Consider the following 18,616-nt stretch of genomic DNA (forward strand, 5'->3'; position numbering starts at 1 on the left):
CAGGGTGGAACACCGATGAACTGGCGAGCCGTAACCGCGCCCGCAGCCAGAACTCTTTACCCCGTGCATCGCATTCACGGGGTAGTGTTGCTGCTGCTTCTATTGTTTACCTTGCTGCTGGGCATGGGCAATTCCCTGCATTCCCGACTTTTGTGGGTGGGGGAGCAAACCTGGCCCAACTACTATCTTCTGAATCCGGATGCCACCGAGCCGTCGTGCCAGCTCGAAATGGATGTGGATGCAGAGGTGCGCAAGCGCATCAATGCCTATAGGCCCGATCCAGATGATCTGTTCAGCTCGCCACCCAATCCAGAGGCGTTGCGGACGTCGCTCGAGCGCAACCTGGAGCTGTGCCAGGAGAAGTACGCCCTTTACGAGCAGAATCTGGAGCATGCCACGCCTGCTCTGGGGGCCTTCAAAGCCGTTGAGCAGGGGTTGGCAACCTTCCTGCTGGATAACATTGAGCTGACCAAATACCTGTTCATTGGGATGTTTGCGTTGGCCGCGGCGATTGCTGCAATGGACGCCGATCACATTGCCTTGCGCCTGCCCCGGAATCGGGCGGAGTGGCGGCTGAGTCAGGGTGCCCAGTTCGCAGTCAATGGCCTGATGGTGGCAAGCCTGAATTCGTACCTGGGTAAGCTGGAAAGCTCGCCAGGATCGGAAGGAACGGTCAGCCTTCAGTACGCCTGGGCCGGGGTCTTTGGTTTGTTCATGGTGATCAATGCCGTCCGGTTTGTGAACGTTCCGGATCGGCTGAGACGCGGCAACCTGGCGCTGTCGTCTGGATTGGTACTGCCCCTGTATTGCGGTATGGGGTTGATCGCCATGAGCTACTTCTTCTTCGTGGATGGCTATGCGTCAGGTTTGGCGATCTATTTCGGCATGATGTCCAATCTGTCGTCGATGTTCATCAACATTGGCTTGTACGTTCTGGTGGGGATGATCCTCAAGCAAACCCGATTACCGGAATTGCTGCTCAACACCATCAAACCGTTCAATCTGCCGGCGCCGATGCTGGCTTCAGTGATCATTTTCGCCACGGCGTTTCCCACCGCCTTCACCGGTGCCTCGGGTATTTTTATCCTGGCAGTTGGTGGTGTGGTTTATGACGAGCTCAGGCGAGCCGGGGCTGGGCGCCAGTTGTCGCTGGCCACCACCGCCATGTCCGGAAGCCTGGGTGTGGTGCTGAACCCGTGCCTGCTGATTGTGGTGATTGCAGCCCTGAACAAGGAAGTCACTACCACCGAAATGTACGGCTGGGGTTTCTGGGTGTTCATCATGTCCGCGACCTTGTTTTCCTTGATTGTCTGCAAGACCCAGGGCAACTGGAAGCCGCGGCCTGCGCCAGGTGCGTTTCGTGCTGCCGTGCGGCAAACCCGGCCACTGCTGCCGTACGTCATCGTGGCTGTGCTGGTGGTGCTGGCCGTCTGGGTGATTCTTGGCCTGCAATTCAACGAATACAGTGCACCGCTGATCCTGCCGCTGGTGATGCTGGCGCTGGTGCTGCTGGATGCGGGTAAAGACTCCCGGAACGAGGGCGAGTCCCGGTTTCAGGCGTTCTGGAATCGCAGCACCGCCGCCGCCAGTGATTCGGCCGTGCATATCGGTGCGCTGCTGGCACTGATTGGTTTCTCCATCTGCCTTGGTGGCATTCTGGAGCGCTCCGAGATCGTCCACGCGCTGTTTCCGGAGAGTCTCACCAGCCCCTGGATCGCGATGTTGGTGATTGTGGTGATGCTGACACTCATCGGCATGGTGATGGATCCCTTTGGCGCGGTGATCCTCGTATCCGCGACCATTGCTCAGCCCGCCATTCAGCTGGGTATCGATCCACTGCACTTCTGGATTGTTTGCCTGGTGGCGTTTGAACTCGGCTACCTGAGCCCGCCGGTTGCGTTGAACCACCTGCTGACGCGCCAGGTTGTGGGCGAAACAGAGGTGCTGGCCTGTGAACGCACCGGAAGTTTCTGGCACCGCTACGAGCGCCTGCTATTGCCCCTGGCCGTCATGGCACCCACGTTGTTGCTGGTGGCGTTCGTACCGATGATGTTCTACGCCCTGTAAACAGTCCAGATTAATACGAAACCGCCTCCGGCCATCAGCCGCAGGCGGTTTTTTCGCATCTGAGTAAGAGCTTTGGGCGTATCGGTTAACACTCAGTTAATAAACGTCGCCCCGGGATGCTGTATGCTGGAGGCAGTTGCAGAGATGAGTGCTATGGACATCATGCTGACCCCCAAAACGCTTTTTAAAAAGGCGGCGTCTGCCGCGACTTTTTTGATGCTTGCCGGTTGTGGCGGTGGTGGCTCTGACTCAGATCTGCAGTCAGTGAATGTGGCCCTGTCTGGTTTTATCGATATCGAAACCGGCACCCGGGTAGACGCCGATAACGCCGACGCCCTGACTCTGAATTCGACGCCCCGCAGCACCGCACAAAGCCTGCCGCAGGAATACGTGCTGGCGGGCTATGTCAGTGCTTCCGATGGTGTGTATCCCTCGATCCCTGACTTTCCCTCCTTCGCTTATGCCGCCGACCCAAGTGATGAGTTCTCGATGTCGCTGCGCACTGGGCAGTCGGTTGAGCTTCAGGCCTTTGGTACCCGGGAAGGGGCCTCAGCGCTTAGATTGTCGTTGAGCCAGGGTGGTGGTGAAGTTGATTCGGCGACCACCAACAGTTCCGCCAGTCAGATCTCGGTGACCAATGCCGGGGGCGATGGCACCTCCACCGTTCGGGTCGAATCCCAGGGCCCCACGCCCATGCTCTATGTCCTCTCGACCGCGGTGAATGCCTCGAGGCAGGCGAGATCTTTTGATTGGCCGGCCCATGAATTTGTCGAAGGGGAGGCCATCGTTGTCTTGGAGGCGAGTCCCGACCCAGCATCGGCCCAGACGATGATGGCTCAGGCCAATATGGCCGCTGCGCAGGAATTGGCACCAGGCCTTTGGCGAGTGAAAGCACCGGTGCAGGCCATGGCTGCCAGTGGTCAGAGTGCCCAGGTGGCAACGCTGGACTGGATCCGTTCACTGAAACACCAGCCAGGCATTGAATCGGCAACACCGAATTACCGGATGCAGACCATGACGCCCGTGGATGAGCCTTTATATGGCGCTCAGCAATGGCACTATGGCTTGTTGAATGGGCCAACCGCCTGGCAGTTGGCGCCTAATGCCGGGAGCAATGTGACGGTGGCGGTTATGGACACCGGTCTGTACCGGGCATCCAGTGGCAATTGGCATCAGGACATCAACGCCAACGTGATTTCACCGTTACCTCCGGGAACGGATTTTGTCTCGGAGCAATTCGACAACGATGGTCAGCCCGGGCGGGACAATAACCCAGCTGATCCCGGCAACAGTGTGGGCGGCAGTGTTTACCACGGCACCCATGTCGCTGGCACTGTAGCCGCTGTGGTCAATGGCTCCGGTGGTGGTGGCGTCGCGTTCGAATCCACGCTGCTGCCAGTTCGTGTTCTCGGAGACGGTGGTTCCGGCTCCTCTGCGGATCTGCTGGCGGCGCTGCAGTGGGTCTCCGGGCCTCCAAGTGGTCAGCCACGCGCCGACATAGTGAACCTGAGTCTGGGTGGCTTGCCGTTCATACAGTCCCTGCAGAATGCCATCAGCAACGCTACCAATCGCGGTGTGATCTTTGTGGCGGCGGCCGGCAATTCATCGACGAGTACAGAGTCTTACCCCGCGGCCTTTGCCGACGTATTTGCCGTCAGCGCCGCGGATGGCGCTGGCGAGCTGGCGTCGTATTCCAACTTTGGTACCTGGGTTGATCTGGCGGCTCCCGGTGGCGACGCCAGCCGTGATGGCAATGGCGATGGCCGCGGCGACGTGGTGGTCAGCACCAGCGTGATCAACGGGACCGAGGAAACCTACATCGGTTTGCAGGGCACCTCCATGGCCGCGCCCCATGTCTCGGGTGTACTGGCCCTGATGAAGGGCGAGAATGCTGCGCTGGACTACGAAGATATCAACGGCTTTCTGATGGCTGGCGATTTGACCGTGGCCGATTGCGGCAGTCAAAACTGCCCAAGGACCGACCAGCTTGGCTGGGGGCTGCTGGATGCCAGTAAAGCGGCCTCTGCGGCCCAGGCTACGCCCATTCGCGATTTGCTCACCGCCACACCGGCGGTGGTGTCACTGTCCTCGGAAGGCGCGCGGACGGCGAACGTAGCGCTTGAGGTTTACGGCGACAATCCCAGCACGGTTACCATCAGGAGTGTTTCTGAGCCGCCAGACTGGTTGTCCATAGACTCTGCTCCGGCGAGCACCGACTCTGGAACGAGCTTTGATATTTCCGTGAGTCTCAACCTGGCAGCCCTCGAACCAGGGGTGTCTGAAAGAACCACCATTGAGGTTGAGTACCAAGGCGACAGCCAGACTCGAACACTCGAGATTCCCGTGGTTGGCCAGCAGGTTACCGACCAGCAGGCCCGAGACGCCGGCAGGCATTTCGTGCTGCTGGTCAGTCCGGAGCCGGAGGGTGGTTTCTTCAGCACTGAGGCCCAGACCAACGTGGTGGCCGAGAATGGCCAGTATCGCTTTGTGTTCGAACCGGATGATGGCGTGCCGCCAAAAGAATTGAACGAGGTGTCGCCGGGCAATTACATCCTGGTGGCCGGCTCTGATCTGGATAATGATGGCCTGATTTGTCACGGTGGTGAGGCCTGTGCCGAATACCCGGTTGCCGGGTTGCGGCAGGAAATTACCCTATCGGCAGGCAACCCGATCGAAGGTATTCGCATGACCACGAGTTATTCCCGGCCGTCGATTTCCGCGGCTTCTCCGGAGCAGTTGCCGCGGCCTGACTTCCAGGGCTACCAGTTGCTGTCACCGAATCCCGACGCCACCAACGTGAAAGCATTATCACAACCATGACGCAATCCATTCGCAAGGCGATCAGTGTGGCGGTGTGTGCCAGTGCCCTCGGTGCTGGTTGCGCCGTCAGCCAGACCGAAACCCAGTCCGGCGCACCGCTGGCCCGCCAGATCGCGCAGTCGGCTCACTGTGGCCTGGTTGCCCCCGGCCATATTCACCTGGCCAGCGCTGACGATGTCGACCGGCTGGACGCCTTGCCGGGCCGCATGCTACCGCTGGCGTCCTTGAGATCGGTCCAGTTCAGCCGCGAACACGTGGTACTGGCCGCCCTGGGCCAAAAGCCTACCGGCGGATTCAGTATCACCCTGGCGGGTGCGAAAATTATCGACGACGAGCTGGTGCTCGCGGTGGACATCCGGGAGCCAGCGCCAGGAATGATGGTAAGCCAGGCACTCACCACCCCATGCGCGGCCATTGCGGTCACGGCGTCCGGCTGGGACGACATCCGGATCGCACCGGTCGAAAACAACCGTTGATCTTTCCGGCCGAATCCCTAAGCTATGCCCCAGCTTTTCGTTCCAATCGCGGAGTTTCTTCCTGCTTATGAGCCAACAACAATACAACGCTGAAGCCATTGAAGTACTCAAGGGCCTTGACCCGGTGCGCAAGCGTCCGGGCATGTATACGGACACCAGTCGGCCCAACCATCTGGCGCAGGAAGTTATCGACAACAGCGTGGACGAAGCCCTGGCGGGGCATGCGCGCCGCATTGATGTGGTCCTGTACAACGATGGTTCCTTGAGTGTTGAGGACGACGGCCGGGGTATGCCGGTGGATTTGCATAAAGAGGAAGGGCTGCCGGGTGTTGAGCTGATCCTGACCCGGCTCCATGCCGGCGGCAAGTTCACCCAGGGTAACTACAATTTCTCCGGCGGTTTGCACGGGGTTGGTGTTTCTGTGGTTAACGCGCTGTCCAAGCATCTGGAAATCACGATCAAGCGTGATGGCCAGCTGCACCGCATGACTTTCGCCCATGGCGAGAAGGCCAGTGAACTGGAGGTGATCGACACCGTCGGCAAGCGCAACACCGGCACCCGGCTGAAGTTCACCCCAGACACCAGCTATTTCGACAGCCCGAATTTCTCCGTCAGTCGCCTGCGCCATAATCTGAGGGCAAAGGCAGTTCTGTGTCCGGGGCTCACGGTGACTTTCTTGCAGGAAAAAACCGGAGAGAAGGACGAGTGGTTTTACGAGGATGGCCTGCGGGATTACCTGCGGTCCACCCTGGCGGACATCGAAGCCGTACCCCTTGAGCCGTTTACCGGCAGCTTTTCTGGAAACAAAGAAGCTGTGGACTGGGCCATCCAGTGGCTGCCCGAAGGCGGTGAGACGGTCATGGAAAGCTATGTAAACCTGATTCCCACCGCCCAGGGCGGCACCCACGTGAATGGGTTGAGGACGGGTTTGCTGGAAGCCATGCGCGAGTTCTGTGAATTCCGCAATCTGCTGCCTCGCGGCGTTAAGCTGTCGCCCGAGGATATCTGGGAGCGTGCCGCCTACGTGCTCTCATTCAAGATGCAGGAGCCGCAGTTCTCCGGTCAGACCAAAGAGCGTTTGTCTTCCCGCGAGGCCGCAGCCTTCATTTCCGGTGTGGTCAAGGACGCCTTCAGCCTGTGGCTGAACCAGCACACTGACATTGCCGAGGTGCTGGCGGAGCTGTTTATCAGCAATGCTCAGCGCCGTTTACGCGCCAGCAAGAAGGTTGCCCGTAAGAAGGTAACGTCCGGCCCGGCGCTGCCCGGTAAACTGGCAGACTGTTCCGGTGGCGATACTGCGCGCTCGGAGCTGTTCCTGGTTGAGGGTGACTCGGCCGGTGGTTCCGCCAAACAGGCCCGTGATCGCGAATTTCAGGCGGTGATGCCGCTGCGAGGCAAGATTCTGAATACCTGGGAAGTGGATCCGTCGGAAGTGCTGGCGTCCCAGGAAGTGCACGATATTGCTGTCGCCATCGGGGTAGATCCCGGTTCCGACAAGCTGGATGGGCTGCGCTACAACAAGGTCTGCATCCTCGCGGACGCCGATTCCGACGGCCTGCACATCGCCACCTTGCTGTGCGCGCTGTTCGTTAAGCATTTCCGTCCGGTGGTGGCCGCGGGCCATGTGTTTGTGGCCATGCCACCGCTGTACCGGGTGGATCTGGGCAAGGAAACTTTCTATGCCCTGGATGAGCACGAAAAGCAGGGCATTATCGACCGCCTGGCTGCCGAGAAGCGCAAAGGAAAGATCTCGGTCACCCGGTTCAAGGGCCTGGGTGAGATGAACCCGCTGCAGCTGCGGGAAACCACCATGGCACCGGATACTCGCCGCCTGGTGATGCTCACCATCGAAGAAAATGACGACACCGACAGCCGTATGGACATGCTGCTGGGCAAGAAGCGGGCATCCGATCGTCGGTCCTGGCTGGAAACCTACGGCAACATCGCCGACGTCGTGACGTGATATATCTAAGGGTGCTATAAAAAGCATCCTTTATTCTTTCTCAGTATTCCTCAAAGTCGTTATCCTGCCAGTTTTCTGTTCGGGAAGAACCGTAAATGGACTGGCAAGGCTGGTTTGCGCTGGGCCTGGCGGGCACCTCGCTGATACTCATGAGTGTTGGACGCTTAGCACCCCACATGGTGATGATGGGGGTGCTGGTCGTGCTCAGTGCCACGGGTATCGTCTCTGCCGAACAGGCGCTTTCCGGTTTCAGCAACACGGGGCTGATCACCGTGGTCGCCATGTTTGTGGTAGCCGCCGGTATCCACCACTCCGGCGGTGTTGATCTGCTGGTGCACCACCTGCTCCGCAACCCCAGTACCGTTCGAAGTGCCCAGGCCCGGATTGCCCTGCCGGTGTCATTGCTGAGTGGCTTCCTGAACAACACGCCGGTTGTGGCCACCATGATTCCTGCGGTGCATGCCTGGTCTCGCAAGATTGGCATCTCGCCCTCCAAGCTCATGATCCCCCTGAGCTACTCCGCCATTCTTGGCGGTACTCTCACGCTAATCGGTACCAGCACCAATCTGGTGGTTAATGGCCAGGTTCAGCAGCTTACCGGCGGTCCGGGCTTTTCCATTTTTACCATCACGGCGGTCGGGCTTCCGGTGGCCGTGATCGGTGTTGCGGTGATGCTGTTGGTCATGCCGCGATTCCTGCCAGATCGCAAAGACCAGCAGAAGTTCGGTTCGATGCGCGAATTTACCCTGGAAGTTGCCGTGTCCTTTGATGGTCCGCTGGTGGGAAAGACCGTGGGCGAGGCCGGTTTGCGGGAACTGGAGCGGCTCTATCTGGTCGAGATCGAACGTGACGGCAGCGTGGTTACCGCAGTGCCCTCGGAAGAGCGGCTCCGGGGCGGCGATCGCCTGGTGTTTGCTGGTGACACCCAGGCCATCTCTGACCTGTTGCGTATCAATGGCATCGTACCTTCCGTTCACGAGGATGAGCCCAGCCTGAGTAAAGACCGGGCTGAACGCCGGCTGGTAGAGGCGGCCCTGTCCCCCCAGTCTGATGTGCTCGGACAGACCATTCGTGACGCCCGCTTCCGTGATCGTTATGGCGCCGTGGTGCTGGCAGTCGCCCGGGGTGGTGAGCGGGTATCCGGCAATCTCGGGAATATCCGCTTGAAACCGGGCGATGTGTTGCTGCTGGAAGCGCGTCCCGCCTTCGTCAGCCGGCAGCGCTATAACAAAGACTTCTTGCTGATTAACGATCTGGACACCGAGACGCCCCGCCACGACCGCGCATGGCTGTCCTGGGGTATCCTGCTGGTCCTGGTCGGATTGGCGGCCTGCGGTGTGCTGAGCATGCTTAACGCGGCCCTGCTGGGCGCCAGTTTGATGATCATCTCCGGTTGCTGTTCGGTAGGGCAGGCGCAGAAATCCGTTGATGTGCCGGTTATCCTCACCATCGCGGCATCCTTTGCCCTGGGTGCGGCATTGCAGGAGACCGGAGCCGCCAATTATGTCGCTGAGGGCATTCTCGGGCTCAGTCAGGGCAATATCCTGCTGGCGGTACTGCTGGTGTACATCACCGTGTCGGTGCTGACGGAGGTCATCACCAACAACGCGGCCGCTGTGCTGGTTATTCCAATTGTGCTGTCGATGACGGCCACCATGGGGGTGGCAGCTGAGCCGTTTGTCATTGCAGTGATGATGGCTGCGTCAGCCAGTTTTGCGACGCCACTGGGTTATCAGACCAACATGATGGTGTTTGGCCCAGGCGGCTACCGTTTTAGTGATTTTGTGCGGGTGGGATTGCCCATGAACCTGTTTATAGGCGCCTTAACGGTAACGGTGATCGCCCTGGTGTACGGAATCAGTCCCGGCTGACTCGCGGCTGCGTGGGGTTGGCTAAAATGTCGCAGCACAGGACCCGGAGTTCACCATCCTGGGAGTAGCCCTGGGACAGGGTGATGCACATGTAGGCGCCGGTCACGCACAGGTAAGGGGCGGTGACGTGCAGGTTGTCCGGCTGTGCCAGTGCCTGGCGCAGGTATTCCTGGCGGAACCAGTCAGCGCTGCTGGTACTTTCAAGAGGTTTGAAGCGAGGGTCCAGACTGCGCGTTCCGGTATCGGAAACGATGGTGTCGGCAATCTGAATGCCATGCTCGTTGACCAGGTAGCAGCGGGAAACCGCCTGGTGGTTGAGTAGTCCAAGACACGCCTGGTGCATCTCTGAACCGTCGCGTAATTTATCAATCGCGTCCAAAAAATAGCCCCGGAAAAACTCAGTCAGTTGCCGGGTTGGGTCCAGGGTGACCTGGTTGCGCGACTTGTACTCGTTCAGCAGCTCGTCAAAATTCGCGGGCGTGCGCGTCAGTTCTTCCAGGTTGATACTCGGGGTTCGGAAATAAAAACCCTGAACAAAATCGACCCCCGCATCTATCGATATCAGCGCCTGTTCCCGTGTTTCCACTCCCTCCAGCAATACCAGGCAGCCTGATTGATGTAGCAGTGAAACAATGCCGTTCAAAATCTGTCTGGCCTTTCGATCTTCCGTGGCCCGGGTGAGCAGGGTTCTATCCAGCTTTACAATATCCGGTGACAGGTTCCAGATGCGCTCAAAATTCGAGTGGCCGGCGCCAAAATCGTCGATGGCCGTAAGGCAACCCAGCTTCTTGTAATAGGCCACTGTTTCTTTGAGCTTCTCGGCGTCATCCGTGGGTTGCTCAACAATCTCAATGACGATTCGGTGCGGCGGTAGTCCGGTCTTTTCCAGCAACTGACCAAAGAAGGAGTCGGCGTGGCGGCCACTGGTGACGGCCTGGGGTGAAACGTTCAAGAACAGCCAGTTCAGCTGGTCTTCAAGGCCGCTGTAGTTGCGTATGTGCAAATACCGGCACAAGCGGTCCAGCAGCAGATTTTCAGAGTCCGACGCGGGCAGTTGGAACAGGTGCAGGGGCAGCACGGCGGAGTCGTCGTTATCGAAAGCCCGGATCAGGGCTTCATAGCCAACAATGCGTTTGTGCGAAATGCTGTAGATGGGCTGCAGAGCCGTGCGAAGGGTCAGGCCTTGGAAATCGGCCGTCCACATCTCACCCTCGTGGCTAAGCATCGGAGACAGAAGGTCGAGTTCCGGAACCGCCAGCTTTTCGGGGAGACTCTTCGACATGGTTCATTCTGATTGGTTGCATGACATTGCCCTTCGCTACAAAGCGCTAGGCTGAACTGCTGAGCCCCAGCTGGGAAGGACCACGAGATAGGTCAGCGCAACTGAAGTACGTGCTGAGATTGCCAAAAAAACCAGATTATTACCACTGTTTCATGTCGAAAGTGGGAATCATTCACATATCGAGGGGCCAGCCAGAGTTTGGCCAAGCGTTTGAGAGTGGGGGCGTTCGGGGCTGATGTACATGTAAAAAAAGATAAAAGGGAGGCGACCCCTGGGATCGCCGTGAAATCAGTTGTTGCTGGGTACTACCACGCTTTCGTCGAAATCAAATTCCATGTCCGTGTCCTTTCTTTCTATGAGTCCCCGTCACGGGGTTAACAAATATGGACTTAGTCTAACTTAGGTGACTTTTTGAACAATCCGTAAAACCCGTATACGACCAAAGGCATAGATGCCTGCAAATGATCAGAATTTCTGATGGTGGTTGGCAAAACATTTCGATAGTTTTTGTCGCAGGCCGTTTCTAGAATGAAGCACGGTTGTTCAAACAGGGATGGAGTTCAGTAAAAAGATGCAAATCAGAAATTCTTCCGAGCGTTACGGGCTGGTTGCGGTAACCATTCACTGGTTGGTGGCGGTTGTCGTGCTGGGGTTATTTACGCTCGGATTCTGGATGGTGGATCTGACCTACTACGACGACTGGTACAAACAGGCGCCTGACATCCATCGCAGCGTTGGCATTCTTTTGTTCGGCCTCATGGTCCTGCGCGTGTTCTGGCGCGTGGCCAATGCTGGTCCCAAACCATTGCCCAGTCACAAGCGCTGGGAAGTGGCCAGTGCCCATGCGGCGCACGGCCTGCTGTACTTGCTACTGTTTGTGGCGATGGTCAGCGGTTATCTGATTTCTACCGCCGACGGCTCTGCCATCGATGTGTTCGGTTGGTTCGAGGTGCCGTCTGTTACCGGCCGGATTAAAGGCCTGGAAGATACTGCCGGCACGGTGCACTACTGGTCGACCTGGGCAATCGTGGCCTTGGCTGCAGTGCACGCGGCTGGCGCCCTGAAACATCATTTAATTGATCGCGACAACACACTTCGGCGTATGCTCGGCGGATAACCGGATGCGCCCATAACAAGCTTTTCGGCCCTTTTCGGGCATGGTTCATGAAAAAGGAGAAAATTATGAAGAAGGTACTTCTCGCGTCTGCGGTTTCCATGGCTATGGCGGGTGCCGTCAAGGCTGATGGTCACAGTGCTACGTACGATTTCGACAACAAGGGTGCGCATCAGTTCGTCACCTTCAAGATTTCTCACCTGGGTTACAGCTGGCTGTATGGCCGTTTCAACGATTTCGACGGCCAGTTTGTCTACGATGCTGAGAATCCTGCCAACAGCTCGGTGAATGTGACCATCGATACTTCCAGCGTCGATTCAAACCACGCCGAGCGCGACAAGCACCTGCGCAGCGAGGATTTCCTGTATGTGGACGAGTATCCGCAGGCCAGCTTCAAGAGTAAGCGCGTGGTGGTTGATGGCGAGGGTGAGGCCGATATTATCGGTGACCTGACTTTGCGTGGCGTTACCAAAGAGGTGACTCTGGACGCCGAACTGATCGGCCACGGCGAAGATCCATGGGGTGGCTATCGCATGGGGTTCGAAGCTGAAACTGAGCTGCGTCTGAAAGACTTCGGTATCCCGATGGAGCTTGGCGAGGCCTCAGAGACGGTTGAAATCATCATCTCTGTAGAAGGTATTCGCCAGTAAAGCTGAAAGATTGACGGATGCTGAAAGGTATCTGAGGAAAAGAGCCAGGGGTTGGCTATGAGTGCCGAACCCTGGCTCGTCTTATGCAGGCTATCCCCGCCTGAATTGATTTACGATTCCCGCTTTTACTGCCCGCAATGGGCCTGTCTCATCACGCCTTGGAATGCCCAGACGTTTGGTTCGAACGACACAAATGCCGCTGCCGCCAGAACTGACCAGCAAAGATGACCAGCCAGATCAGCACACCCGCCCAAAGATACGGCTCGGGAATCTGGAAGGTTCCGCTGATTGTAAACTCCACCAGGAGCATCAGGGCCACTGCCAGTAGCGCATTCACCATGGCCGTGACCATGGCTTGCCCGCAGGCTTTCAGGTTGGGTTTCATAGTGTTCCGCTTGTGAGGAAAGTTAAACGGTCTTCTATCCGACGTTGGCGAGCATACGGTGGGCATTACAGAGTCTCCATGCGGGGTTTCCGCTATTGGAAGTTGGAGTATCTGAGCGCGCGTCCATATAATGAGCCCTCACGTCGCGGCCCGTGATTATTTCGCGTTCAACGGGTAGCATCATCGGCGTCATTCACTTCAGGTAATACAGGCAGAAGAGGCATCCATGCCAGAGTTCCAGACTACGGATGAAGGCTTTGAGCGGGTTTCACTCAGGGACTACACGGAAAAGGCCTATCTCGACTACTCCATGTACGTCATCCTTGACCGGGCCCTGCCCAACGTGGGCGACGGTCTCAAGCCGGTTCAACGGCGCATTGTTTACGCGATGTCCGAACTGGGGCTGAAATCCACGTCCAAGTACAAGAAATCGGCGCGTACCGTCGGTGATGTACTCGGTAAGTTCCATCCCCACGGTGACAGCGCCTGTTACGAAGCCATGGTGCTGATGGCGCAGCCGTTCTCCTACCGATACCCGCTGGTGGATGGCCAGGGCAACTGGGGGTCGCCAGACGATCCCAAGTCTTTTGCCGCCATGCGTTATACTGAGTCCCGCCTGGCACCGTTTGCCGAGGTGCTGCTCGGTGAGCTGGGCCAAGGTACGGTGGACTGGGTGCCGAATTTTGACGGCACCATGGACGAACCTTCGGTTCTGCCCGCACGTCTGCCTCATGTGTTGCTGAATGGCACCACCGGCATCGCTGTTGGTATGGCGACTGACATCCCGCCCCATAACGTGCGTGAGGTGAGTGCCGCCTGTATACGGCTTCTGGATAGCCCGGAGGCCACTGTTGATGAACTCTGTGAGCACATCAAGGGCCCGGATTTCCCCACCTACGCCGAGATCATCACGCCGCGCAAAGACATTCGCCAGATGTACGAGACTGGCCGCGGGTCTTTACGCATGCGGGCACGTTGGATTCGCGAAAACGGTGAAATTGTCATTACTGACCTGCCGCACCAGGTGTCAGGTGCTCGTGTTCTGGAGCAGATTGCGCAGCAAATGCAGGCCAAGAAACTGCCAATGGTCGCTGATCTGCGCGACGAATCAGACCATGAGAACCCGACGCGCCTCGTTATTGTGCCGCGTTCCAACCGGGTTGATCTCGACGGTTTGATGGCGCATATGTTCGCCAGCACCGATCTGGAGAAAACCTACCGGGTTAACATCAACGTCATTGGCAATGATGGCCGTCCGGGCGTCAAGGGCTTGCACACCATTCTGACCGAGTGGCTGGCGTTCCGCCGGACCACCGTGACGCGCCGACTGCAGCACCGCCTGGACAAAGTGCTGGCCCGACTGCACCTGCTCGAAGGTTTGTTGATCGCCTATCTAAACATCGATGAGGTGATTGAAATTATCCGTACCGAGGACAAGCCCAAGCCGGTTTTGATGGAGCGGTTCGGGTTGTCCGCGGATCAGGCTGAAGCCATTCTCGAGCTGAAACTGCGCCACCTGGCCAAGCTTGAGGAAATGAAGATCCGGGGTGAGCAAGATGAGCTGGCGGCCGAGCGTGATGAGCTACAAACCATTCTCGGTTCCGAGGATCGTCTGCGTGAACTGATCAAGTCCGAACTTCAGGCCGATGCCGAAACCTACGGCGATGACCGTCGCTCACCGATTGTGGAGCGCGAGGAAGCCCGAGCATTCAGTGAAATCGATCTGGTGTCCAGCGATCCGGTTACCGTGGTGCTGTCCGAGAAAGGCTGGGTGCGAGCAGCGAAAGGCCACGACATCGAGCCTGAGGGTCTGAGCTACAAAGCCGGTGACAGCTTTGCCCTGGCGGCACGGGGTCGCAACAATCAGCAGGCAATCTTCCTGGACTCCACCGGTCGTGCCTACTCACTGATGGCGCACAGCTTCCCGTCCGCGCGAGGGCAGGGCGAGCCGCTGACTGGCCGGATCAACCCCCCATCCGGGGCGAGTTTCTCTGGCCTGTTGATGGGCGATTCTGCTCGCAAGGCCTTGCTGGTAACCGACGGTGGTTATGGCTTTGTTACCTCGCTGAACGACATGATCAGCAAGAATCGTAACGGCAAGGCGGTGGTCAGTGTGCCCAAGGGTGCCCGGATCATGCCGCCGATCACCATTCCGGCCACAGAAAAGACCCTCTACCTTGGCGCAGTGTCCAATGAGGGGAGGATGCTGGTGTTCCCCCTGAGTGAATTGCCGGAGCTGGCCAAGGGGAAGGGTAACAAGATCATCAGCATCCCCTCGGCCCGGGTACAGAATCGGGAAGAGTATGTGGTCGCCGTGGCCGTGTTTGCCGAAGACGATCAGCTGGAGATTCGTGCCGGCAAGCGCAAGATGGGCCTGCACTTCAGCGACCTTGAGCATTACCTGGGCGAGCGTGGCCGGCGTGGGCACAAACTGCCCCGGGGCCTGCAGCGCGTTGACGGCATTGATGTGATTCCTTCGGCCGCACGGGCACAGGAAGAGGAGAGCACCGAGAGTGAGTGAGCTGGTACTGATTAATGTCTCCGGCCGGGACAAGCCCGGCCTCACCTCGGAAATTACCGGGATCATGGGCCAGTACGATGTCCGGATTCTCGATATCGGCCAGGCGGTGATTCATGACCATCTGACCTGGGGCATCCTGATTGAGATTCCGGACGCCTCCAAGTCTTCGCCGGTGATTCGCGATTTGCTGTTCCGGCTGCACGCCCTGGACCTGCAGGTGCGGTTTGCACCGATAACAATAGAGGAGTACCAGAGCTGGGCGGAAGGTCGAAATCGAGCCTGCTACATCGTCACCCTGCTGGCCAGAGACATCCAGGCTGAGCAGATCGCCCGGGTTTCGGCCATCACAGCTCGCCATGGTCTCAACATCGATAACATTTCCCGCTTGTCGGCCCGGCCATCGCTGAACTCTGCTCAGAACCGCATTGCCTGCGTGGAGTTTTCGGTACGGGGAACGCCCTCGGATCTGGACGCATTGCGGGCCGATTTCCTGCACATCGCCGGTGAAATGAACGTCGACATCGCCTTCCAGGAAGACTCAATCTTCCGCCGGAATCGTCGGTTGGTGGTGTTCGATATGGACTCCACCCTGATTGAAGCCGAAGTTATTGATGAGCTGGCACGGGAAGCCGGCGTGGGTGACCAGGTCGCTGAGATTACCGAGCGGGCGATGCAGGGCGAGCTGGACTTTGGTCAGAGCTTTGCGGAGCGCCTGGCGCTGTTGAAGGGGCTTGATGAGTCCGTGCTCGAAGGTATTGCGGCCCGCCTACGGATGACCGAAGGAGCAGAGCACCTGATCCGCAGCCTGAAGGCGCTGGGTTACCGAACTGCGATCCTGTCCGGTGGGTTTACCTATTTTGCCCGCCACCTGCAGGCCAAGCTGGGTATCGATTACGTCTACGCCAACGAGCTGGAGATTGTTGATGGCAAGGTTACCGGTCAGGTCTCCGGCCAGGTGGTGGATGGCAAGCGTAAGGCCGAGCTGCTGCTGGAAATTGCCGAGAAAGAGCACATTGCCCGTGAACAGGTGATTGCCGTGGGGGATGGTGCCAACGACCTGCCGATGCTGAGTCAGGCCGGTCTGGGCGTGGCGTTCCGCGCCAAGCCGCTGGTCAAGGAATCGGCACGGCACTCGATATCGACGTTAGGGCTGGATGCCATTCTCTATCTGATTGGCTTCCGTGAGAGCGAAACCAATCAGGGATTGGAGCGGGCCGGTTTTTGATCGGTTCCAGTGCTTGCTGAATATAAAAACGGCGCCCAGGGGGCGCCGTTTTTTTGCCATGCAGTGTGGGGTCAGTGATCCCCGAAGTCGTAGTTCATCTCCGGCACAGGCGCTTGCAGGTAGTAACCCTGAATATAGTTGACACCGGCTTGCCAGAGTGTGGCCAGGACACCGGCGTTTTCCACCAGCGGGATGATGGTCAGCTTGCCGCTGTTCTGCAGGGTCTTGACCATTTCCTTAACCTGTTCCTTGGCGGTGTCGTTCTTCTGGATTTCCTCAGTAAACGAACCGTCGATCTTCACGTAGTCGGTCTCGATGTGCTTCAGGGTATTGAACGGGTTGAGCGCACAACCGAACTGACCAATGGAAACCTTGCAGTGCAACTCGTGCACGGCCTTGCTGAATTCTTTCGCCTGTTTCATGTAGTTATTGGCATCGCCTTCCCGGATCTGGAAGACCAGTGAGTCACCGGGCAGGCGTGCCGCCTTCAGGGCCACACTGAGCCAGGCTGTGAAGGTCTGGTCCTGCAGGGTTTCGGCCGTGATGTTCAGGAACAGGCGGGTATCATGCCCGCGCGACCGGTGGCTGGCCAGCTGCTTGATAGTCTGCAGGATAACCCAGCGGTCGATCTTGATGGCAGTATCTGCAGGGCCCATCGGCGGCAGGAAGTCGTAGGGTGAGACTTCTTCTTCATCCTTGTCGAGCATCCGGACAAACGCCTCGTAGTGCTCTTCGCCCTCGCCACGCAGGTTGATGATAGGCTGGAATAACAGCTTGAAACGGTTGTCTTCCAGGGCTTTTATGATCGCCTCAACCGAATTGCCTTCATCAAGGCTTTCGTAATCCGTCGGGTTGTAGACCAGAACACCGTTGCCCTGTTCGTGCCCTTCCTGTTTGCGCACATCGGACGAGGCGGTGTGGGCCCGGGCCATCAGCTCCTCAGCTTTCGGAGAATTTTCGGTGATGGCAGCAACACCGATACTGACCGTGAACTGCACGGTTCGACCGTTTATATCAAAAAGGTGGTCTTCGACCGCCTTGCGTACGCGTTCGGCGTGCTCGGCCATGGCCTTTTCGTCACAGGGCTGGCACATCAGGCAGAAGGCGTCATCACTCAGGCGGGCAAGGATGACCTCTTCATCCACCTGCTGTTTGAGCAGGTTGGCCAGGTCGCTCAGCAGCAGGTCCGCACCAGCAATGCCGACCTGCCCCTTCATGCTCATGAAGTTGTCGAGTGCTATGTAGGCGAGTGCGCCGGTTTGGTTCTTTTTGCCGGCCTCGCCAATGTTTGCGGCCAGGGCGTCCATCAGGTATTGACGGTTGAACAGGCCGGTCATCAGATCCTGGCTACTGATCTGGCGCAGCTTTTCTTCCAGCTCGGCGTCGCTGTGTTCAGGCTGGAGTACGATCTGGGTGCAGGCTTCGCCGTCGTATGTGGCGGCAGACACTGACATGGTCACGTTGAACTCGTGATCGTCGCTGCGGCGCGCGGTGCAGTTCATGGTCATGCCGTCTTCGCCCTTTTCGGCAAAAGACTTCATGAACTCTTTGTACTTGCCCTGGCTCTCCGCGGTGAGGGTATCGAGTACCGGAATACAGATCAGGTCGTCGATATCGTCGTAGCCGAGGAATTCCATGTACGACTGGTTGGCATAGATGTGCATGCCGTCGTTGATGTAGGCGATGGCGTCCTTGGAACTCTCCAGCAGCAGCTGGCAGCGTTGTTCGGCCTCGCGCAGGTGGGACTCCAGAGCTCGCCGACGGCGCCGATCTTCCAGGGCGGCGAGTTCGCGATTAACCGTCAGCACCAGCAGATCTGTGTACTCGAAAGGAACCGTGTCCTGGGCGCCGGCTTTCAACACCGTAACGGTGCGTTCGCGGCTCTGCTCTTCGGTCAGCAGGATGAACGGAATGTCCTTGTCCATCCGGCGAATCATCGCCAGAGCGTCGTCGGCACTGAACTCCTGCTCCAGGTCCCGGGCCAGCAACAAGTCCCAGTTGCCGGCTTTCAGGGTTTCCTCCAGATCCTCTTCCGAAGTAATGCGGTGAGCGCGAGTGGCCTTGCCAGAGTTTCTGAGCAGGCTGACCAGCGATTCGGCATCATTTTGGTCGGGATCAAGGATTAGCAGGTGTACGGTCGCGTTCTTTTTCTGCATTCGTAAGGCGTCTCGTGGTGCACGTTGGGATAGGCCGGGCGGTCACTTAGCTGAATGATGCAGCGGATAGTCGCCAATAACAACCC

At 58.1% G+C, this 18,616-nt stretch carries 12 protein-coding genes; 9 read left to right on the top strand and 3 right to left on the bottom strand.

What is annotated here, in order from left to right; translation table 11 throughout:
* Positions 1-15: 15 nt before the first annotated feature.
* The 5 genes from FGO67_RS07580 (at position 16) to FGO67_RS07600 (ending at position 9,197) form a co-directional block, all read left to right on the top strand.
* Positions 16-2,067, top strand: a complete 2,052-nt coding sequence (locus FGO67_RS07580; protein ID WP_203300146.1) for a TRAP transporter large permease subunit — start codon at positions 16-18, stop codon at positions 2,065-2,067.
* A gap of 123 nt (positions 2,068-2,190) precedes the next feature.
* Positions 2,191-4,887, top strand: coding sequence for a S8 family serine peptidase (locus FGO67_RS07585; RefSeq protein ID WP_203300147.1), 2,697 nt, complete (start codon positions 2,191-2,193; stop codon positions 4,885-4,887).
* On the top strand, positions 4,884-5,363 hold the full coding sequence (locus tag FGO67_RS07590; protein ID WP_203300148.1) for a protease complex subunit PrcB family protein: 480 nt from the start codon (positions 4,884-4,886) through the stop codon (positions 5,361-5,363). The genes FGO67_RS07585 and FGO67_RS07590 overlap by 4 nt, the downstream gene beginning before the upstream one ends.
* A gap of 67 nt (positions 5,364-5,430) precedes the next feature.
* Positions 5,431-7,326 (top strand): DNA topoisomerase IV subunit B, encoded by a 1,896-nt coding sequence (gene parE, locus FGO67_RS07595; protein WP_203300149.1) that lies wholly within the window; start codon positions 5,431-5,433, stop codon positions 7,324-7,326.
* Between the two features lie 95 nt (positions 7,327-7,421).
* On the top strand, positions 7,422-9,197 hold the full coding sequence (locus FGO67_RS07600) for an SLC13 family permease (RefSeq protein ID WP_203300150.1): 1,776 nt from the start codon (positions 7,422-7,424) through the stop codon (positions 9,195-9,197).
* Here FGO67_RS07600 and FGO67_RS07605 read toward each other — a convergent pair.
* Entirely contained in the window at positions 9,184-10,479 is a 1,296-nt protein-coding gene (locus tag FGO67_RS07605) for an EAL domain-containing protein (RefSeq protein WP_203300151.1), read from the bottom strand. The two genes, FGO67_RS07600 and FGO67_RS07605, sit on opposite strands and share 14 nt — an antisense overlap.
* A gap of 571 nt (positions 10,480-11,050) precedes the next feature.
* On the opposite strand from FGO67_RS07605, the gene FGO67_RS07610 reads away from it, so the two are divergent.
* Together FGO67_RS07610 and FGO67_RS07615 are read left to right on the top strand one after the other, a co-directional pair.
* On the top strand, positions 11,051-11,596 hold the full coding sequence (locus tag FGO67_RS07610) for a cytochrome b (protein ID WP_203300152.1): 546 nt from the start codon (positions 11,051-11,053) through the stop codon (positions 11,594-11,596).
* Between the two features lie 65 nt (positions 11,597-11,661).
* On the top strand, positions 11,662-12,243 hold the full coding sequence (locus tag FGO67_RS07615) for a YceI family protein (RefSeq protein WP_203300153.1): 582 nt from the start codon (positions 11,662-11,664) through the stop codon (positions 12,241-12,243).
* A gap of 151 nt (positions 12,244-12,394) precedes the next feature.
* On the opposite strand, the gene FGO67_RS07620 is transcribed toward FGO67_RS07615, so the two are convergent.
* The gene (locus FGO67_RS07620; RefSeq protein ID WP_203300154.1) at positions 12,395-12,628 is read right to left on the bottom strand and encodes a hypothetical protein; all 234 of its coding nucleotides are present in this window, start codon (positions 12,626-12,628) and stop codon (positions 12,395-12,397) included.
* 226 nt (positions 12,629-12,854) lie between these two features.
* Here FGO67_RS07620 and parC point away from each other — a divergent pair, with 226 nt between their 5' ends.
* Entirely contained in the window at positions 12,855-15,149 is a 2,295-nt protein-coding gene (parC, locus tag FGO67_RS07625) for a DNA topoisomerase IV subunit A (RefSeq protein ID WP_203300155.1), read from the top strand.
* A complete protein-coding gene (serB, locus tag FGO67_RS07630; protein ID WP_203300156.1) occupies positions 15,142-16,374 on the top strand; it encodes a phosphoserine phosphatase SerB in 1,233 nt (410 codons plus the stop codon). Before parC ends, serB begins: the two co-directional genes overlap by 8 nt.
* 71 nt (positions 16,375-16,445) lie before the next feature.
* On the opposite strand, the gene FGO67_RS07635 is transcribed toward serB, so the two are convergent.
* Positions 16,446-18,530 carry an EAL domain-containing response regulator gene (locus FGO67_RS07635; protein WP_203300157.1) on the bottom strand — a complete coding sequence of 695 codons (2,085 nt, stop codon included), beginning with the start codon at positions 18,528-18,530 and terminating at the stop codon, positions 16,446-16,448.
* Between the last annotated feature and the right edge of the window lie 86 nt (positions 18,531-18,616).

This window comes from Marinobacter sediminum (assembly GCF_016820575.1).
GTDB lineage: Bacteria > Pseudomonadota > Gammaproteobacteria > Pseudomonadales > Oleiphilaceae > Marinobacter > Marinobacter sediminum.

Bases quoted from the DNA above. Each gene is read 5' to 3' on its own strand.
- FGO67_RS07580 (WP_203300146.1), top strand. From the start codon at position 16: ATGAACTGGCGAGCCGTAACCGCGCCCGCAGCCAGAACTCTTTACCCC.
- FGO67_RS07585 (WP_203300147.1), top strand. From the start codon at position 2,191: ATGCTGGAGGCAGTTGCAGAGATGAGTGCTATGGACATCATGCTGACC.
- FGO67_RS07590 (WP_203300148.1), top strand. From the start codon at position 4,884: ATGACGCAATCCATTCGCAAGGCGATCAGTGTGGCGGTGTGTGCCAGT.
- parE (WP_203300149.1), top strand. From the start codon at position 5,431: ATGAGCCAACAACAATACAACGCTGAAGCCATTGAAGTACTCAAGGGC.
- FGO67_RS07600 (WP_203300150.1), top strand. From the start codon at position 7,422: ATGGACTGGCAAGGCTGGTTTGCGCTGGGCCTGGCGGGCACCTCGCTG.
- FGO67_RS07605 (WP_203300151.1), bottom strand. From the start codon at position 10,479: ATGTCGAAGAGTCTCCCCGAAAAGCTGGCGGTTCCGGAACTCGACCTT.
- FGO67_RS07610 (WP_203300152.1), top strand. From the start codon at position 11,051: ATGCAAATCAGAAATTCTTCCGAGCGTTACGGGCTGGTTGCGGTAACC.
- FGO67_RS07615 (WP_203300153.1), top strand. From the start codon at position 11,662: ATGAAGAAGGTACTTCTCGCGTCTGCGGTTTCCATGGCTATGGCGGGT.
- FGO67_RS07620 (WP_203300154.1), bottom strand. From the start codon at position 12,628: ATGAAACCCAACCTGAAAGCCTGCGGGCAAGCCATGGTCACGGCCATG.
- parC (WP_203300155.1), top strand. From the start codon at position 12,855: ATGCCAGAGTTCCAGACTACGGATGAAGGCTTTGAGCGGGTTTCACTC.
- FGO67_RS07635 (WP_203300157.1), bottom strand. From the start codon at position 18,530: ATGCAGAAAAAGAACGCGACCGTACACCTGCTAATCCTTGATCCCGAC.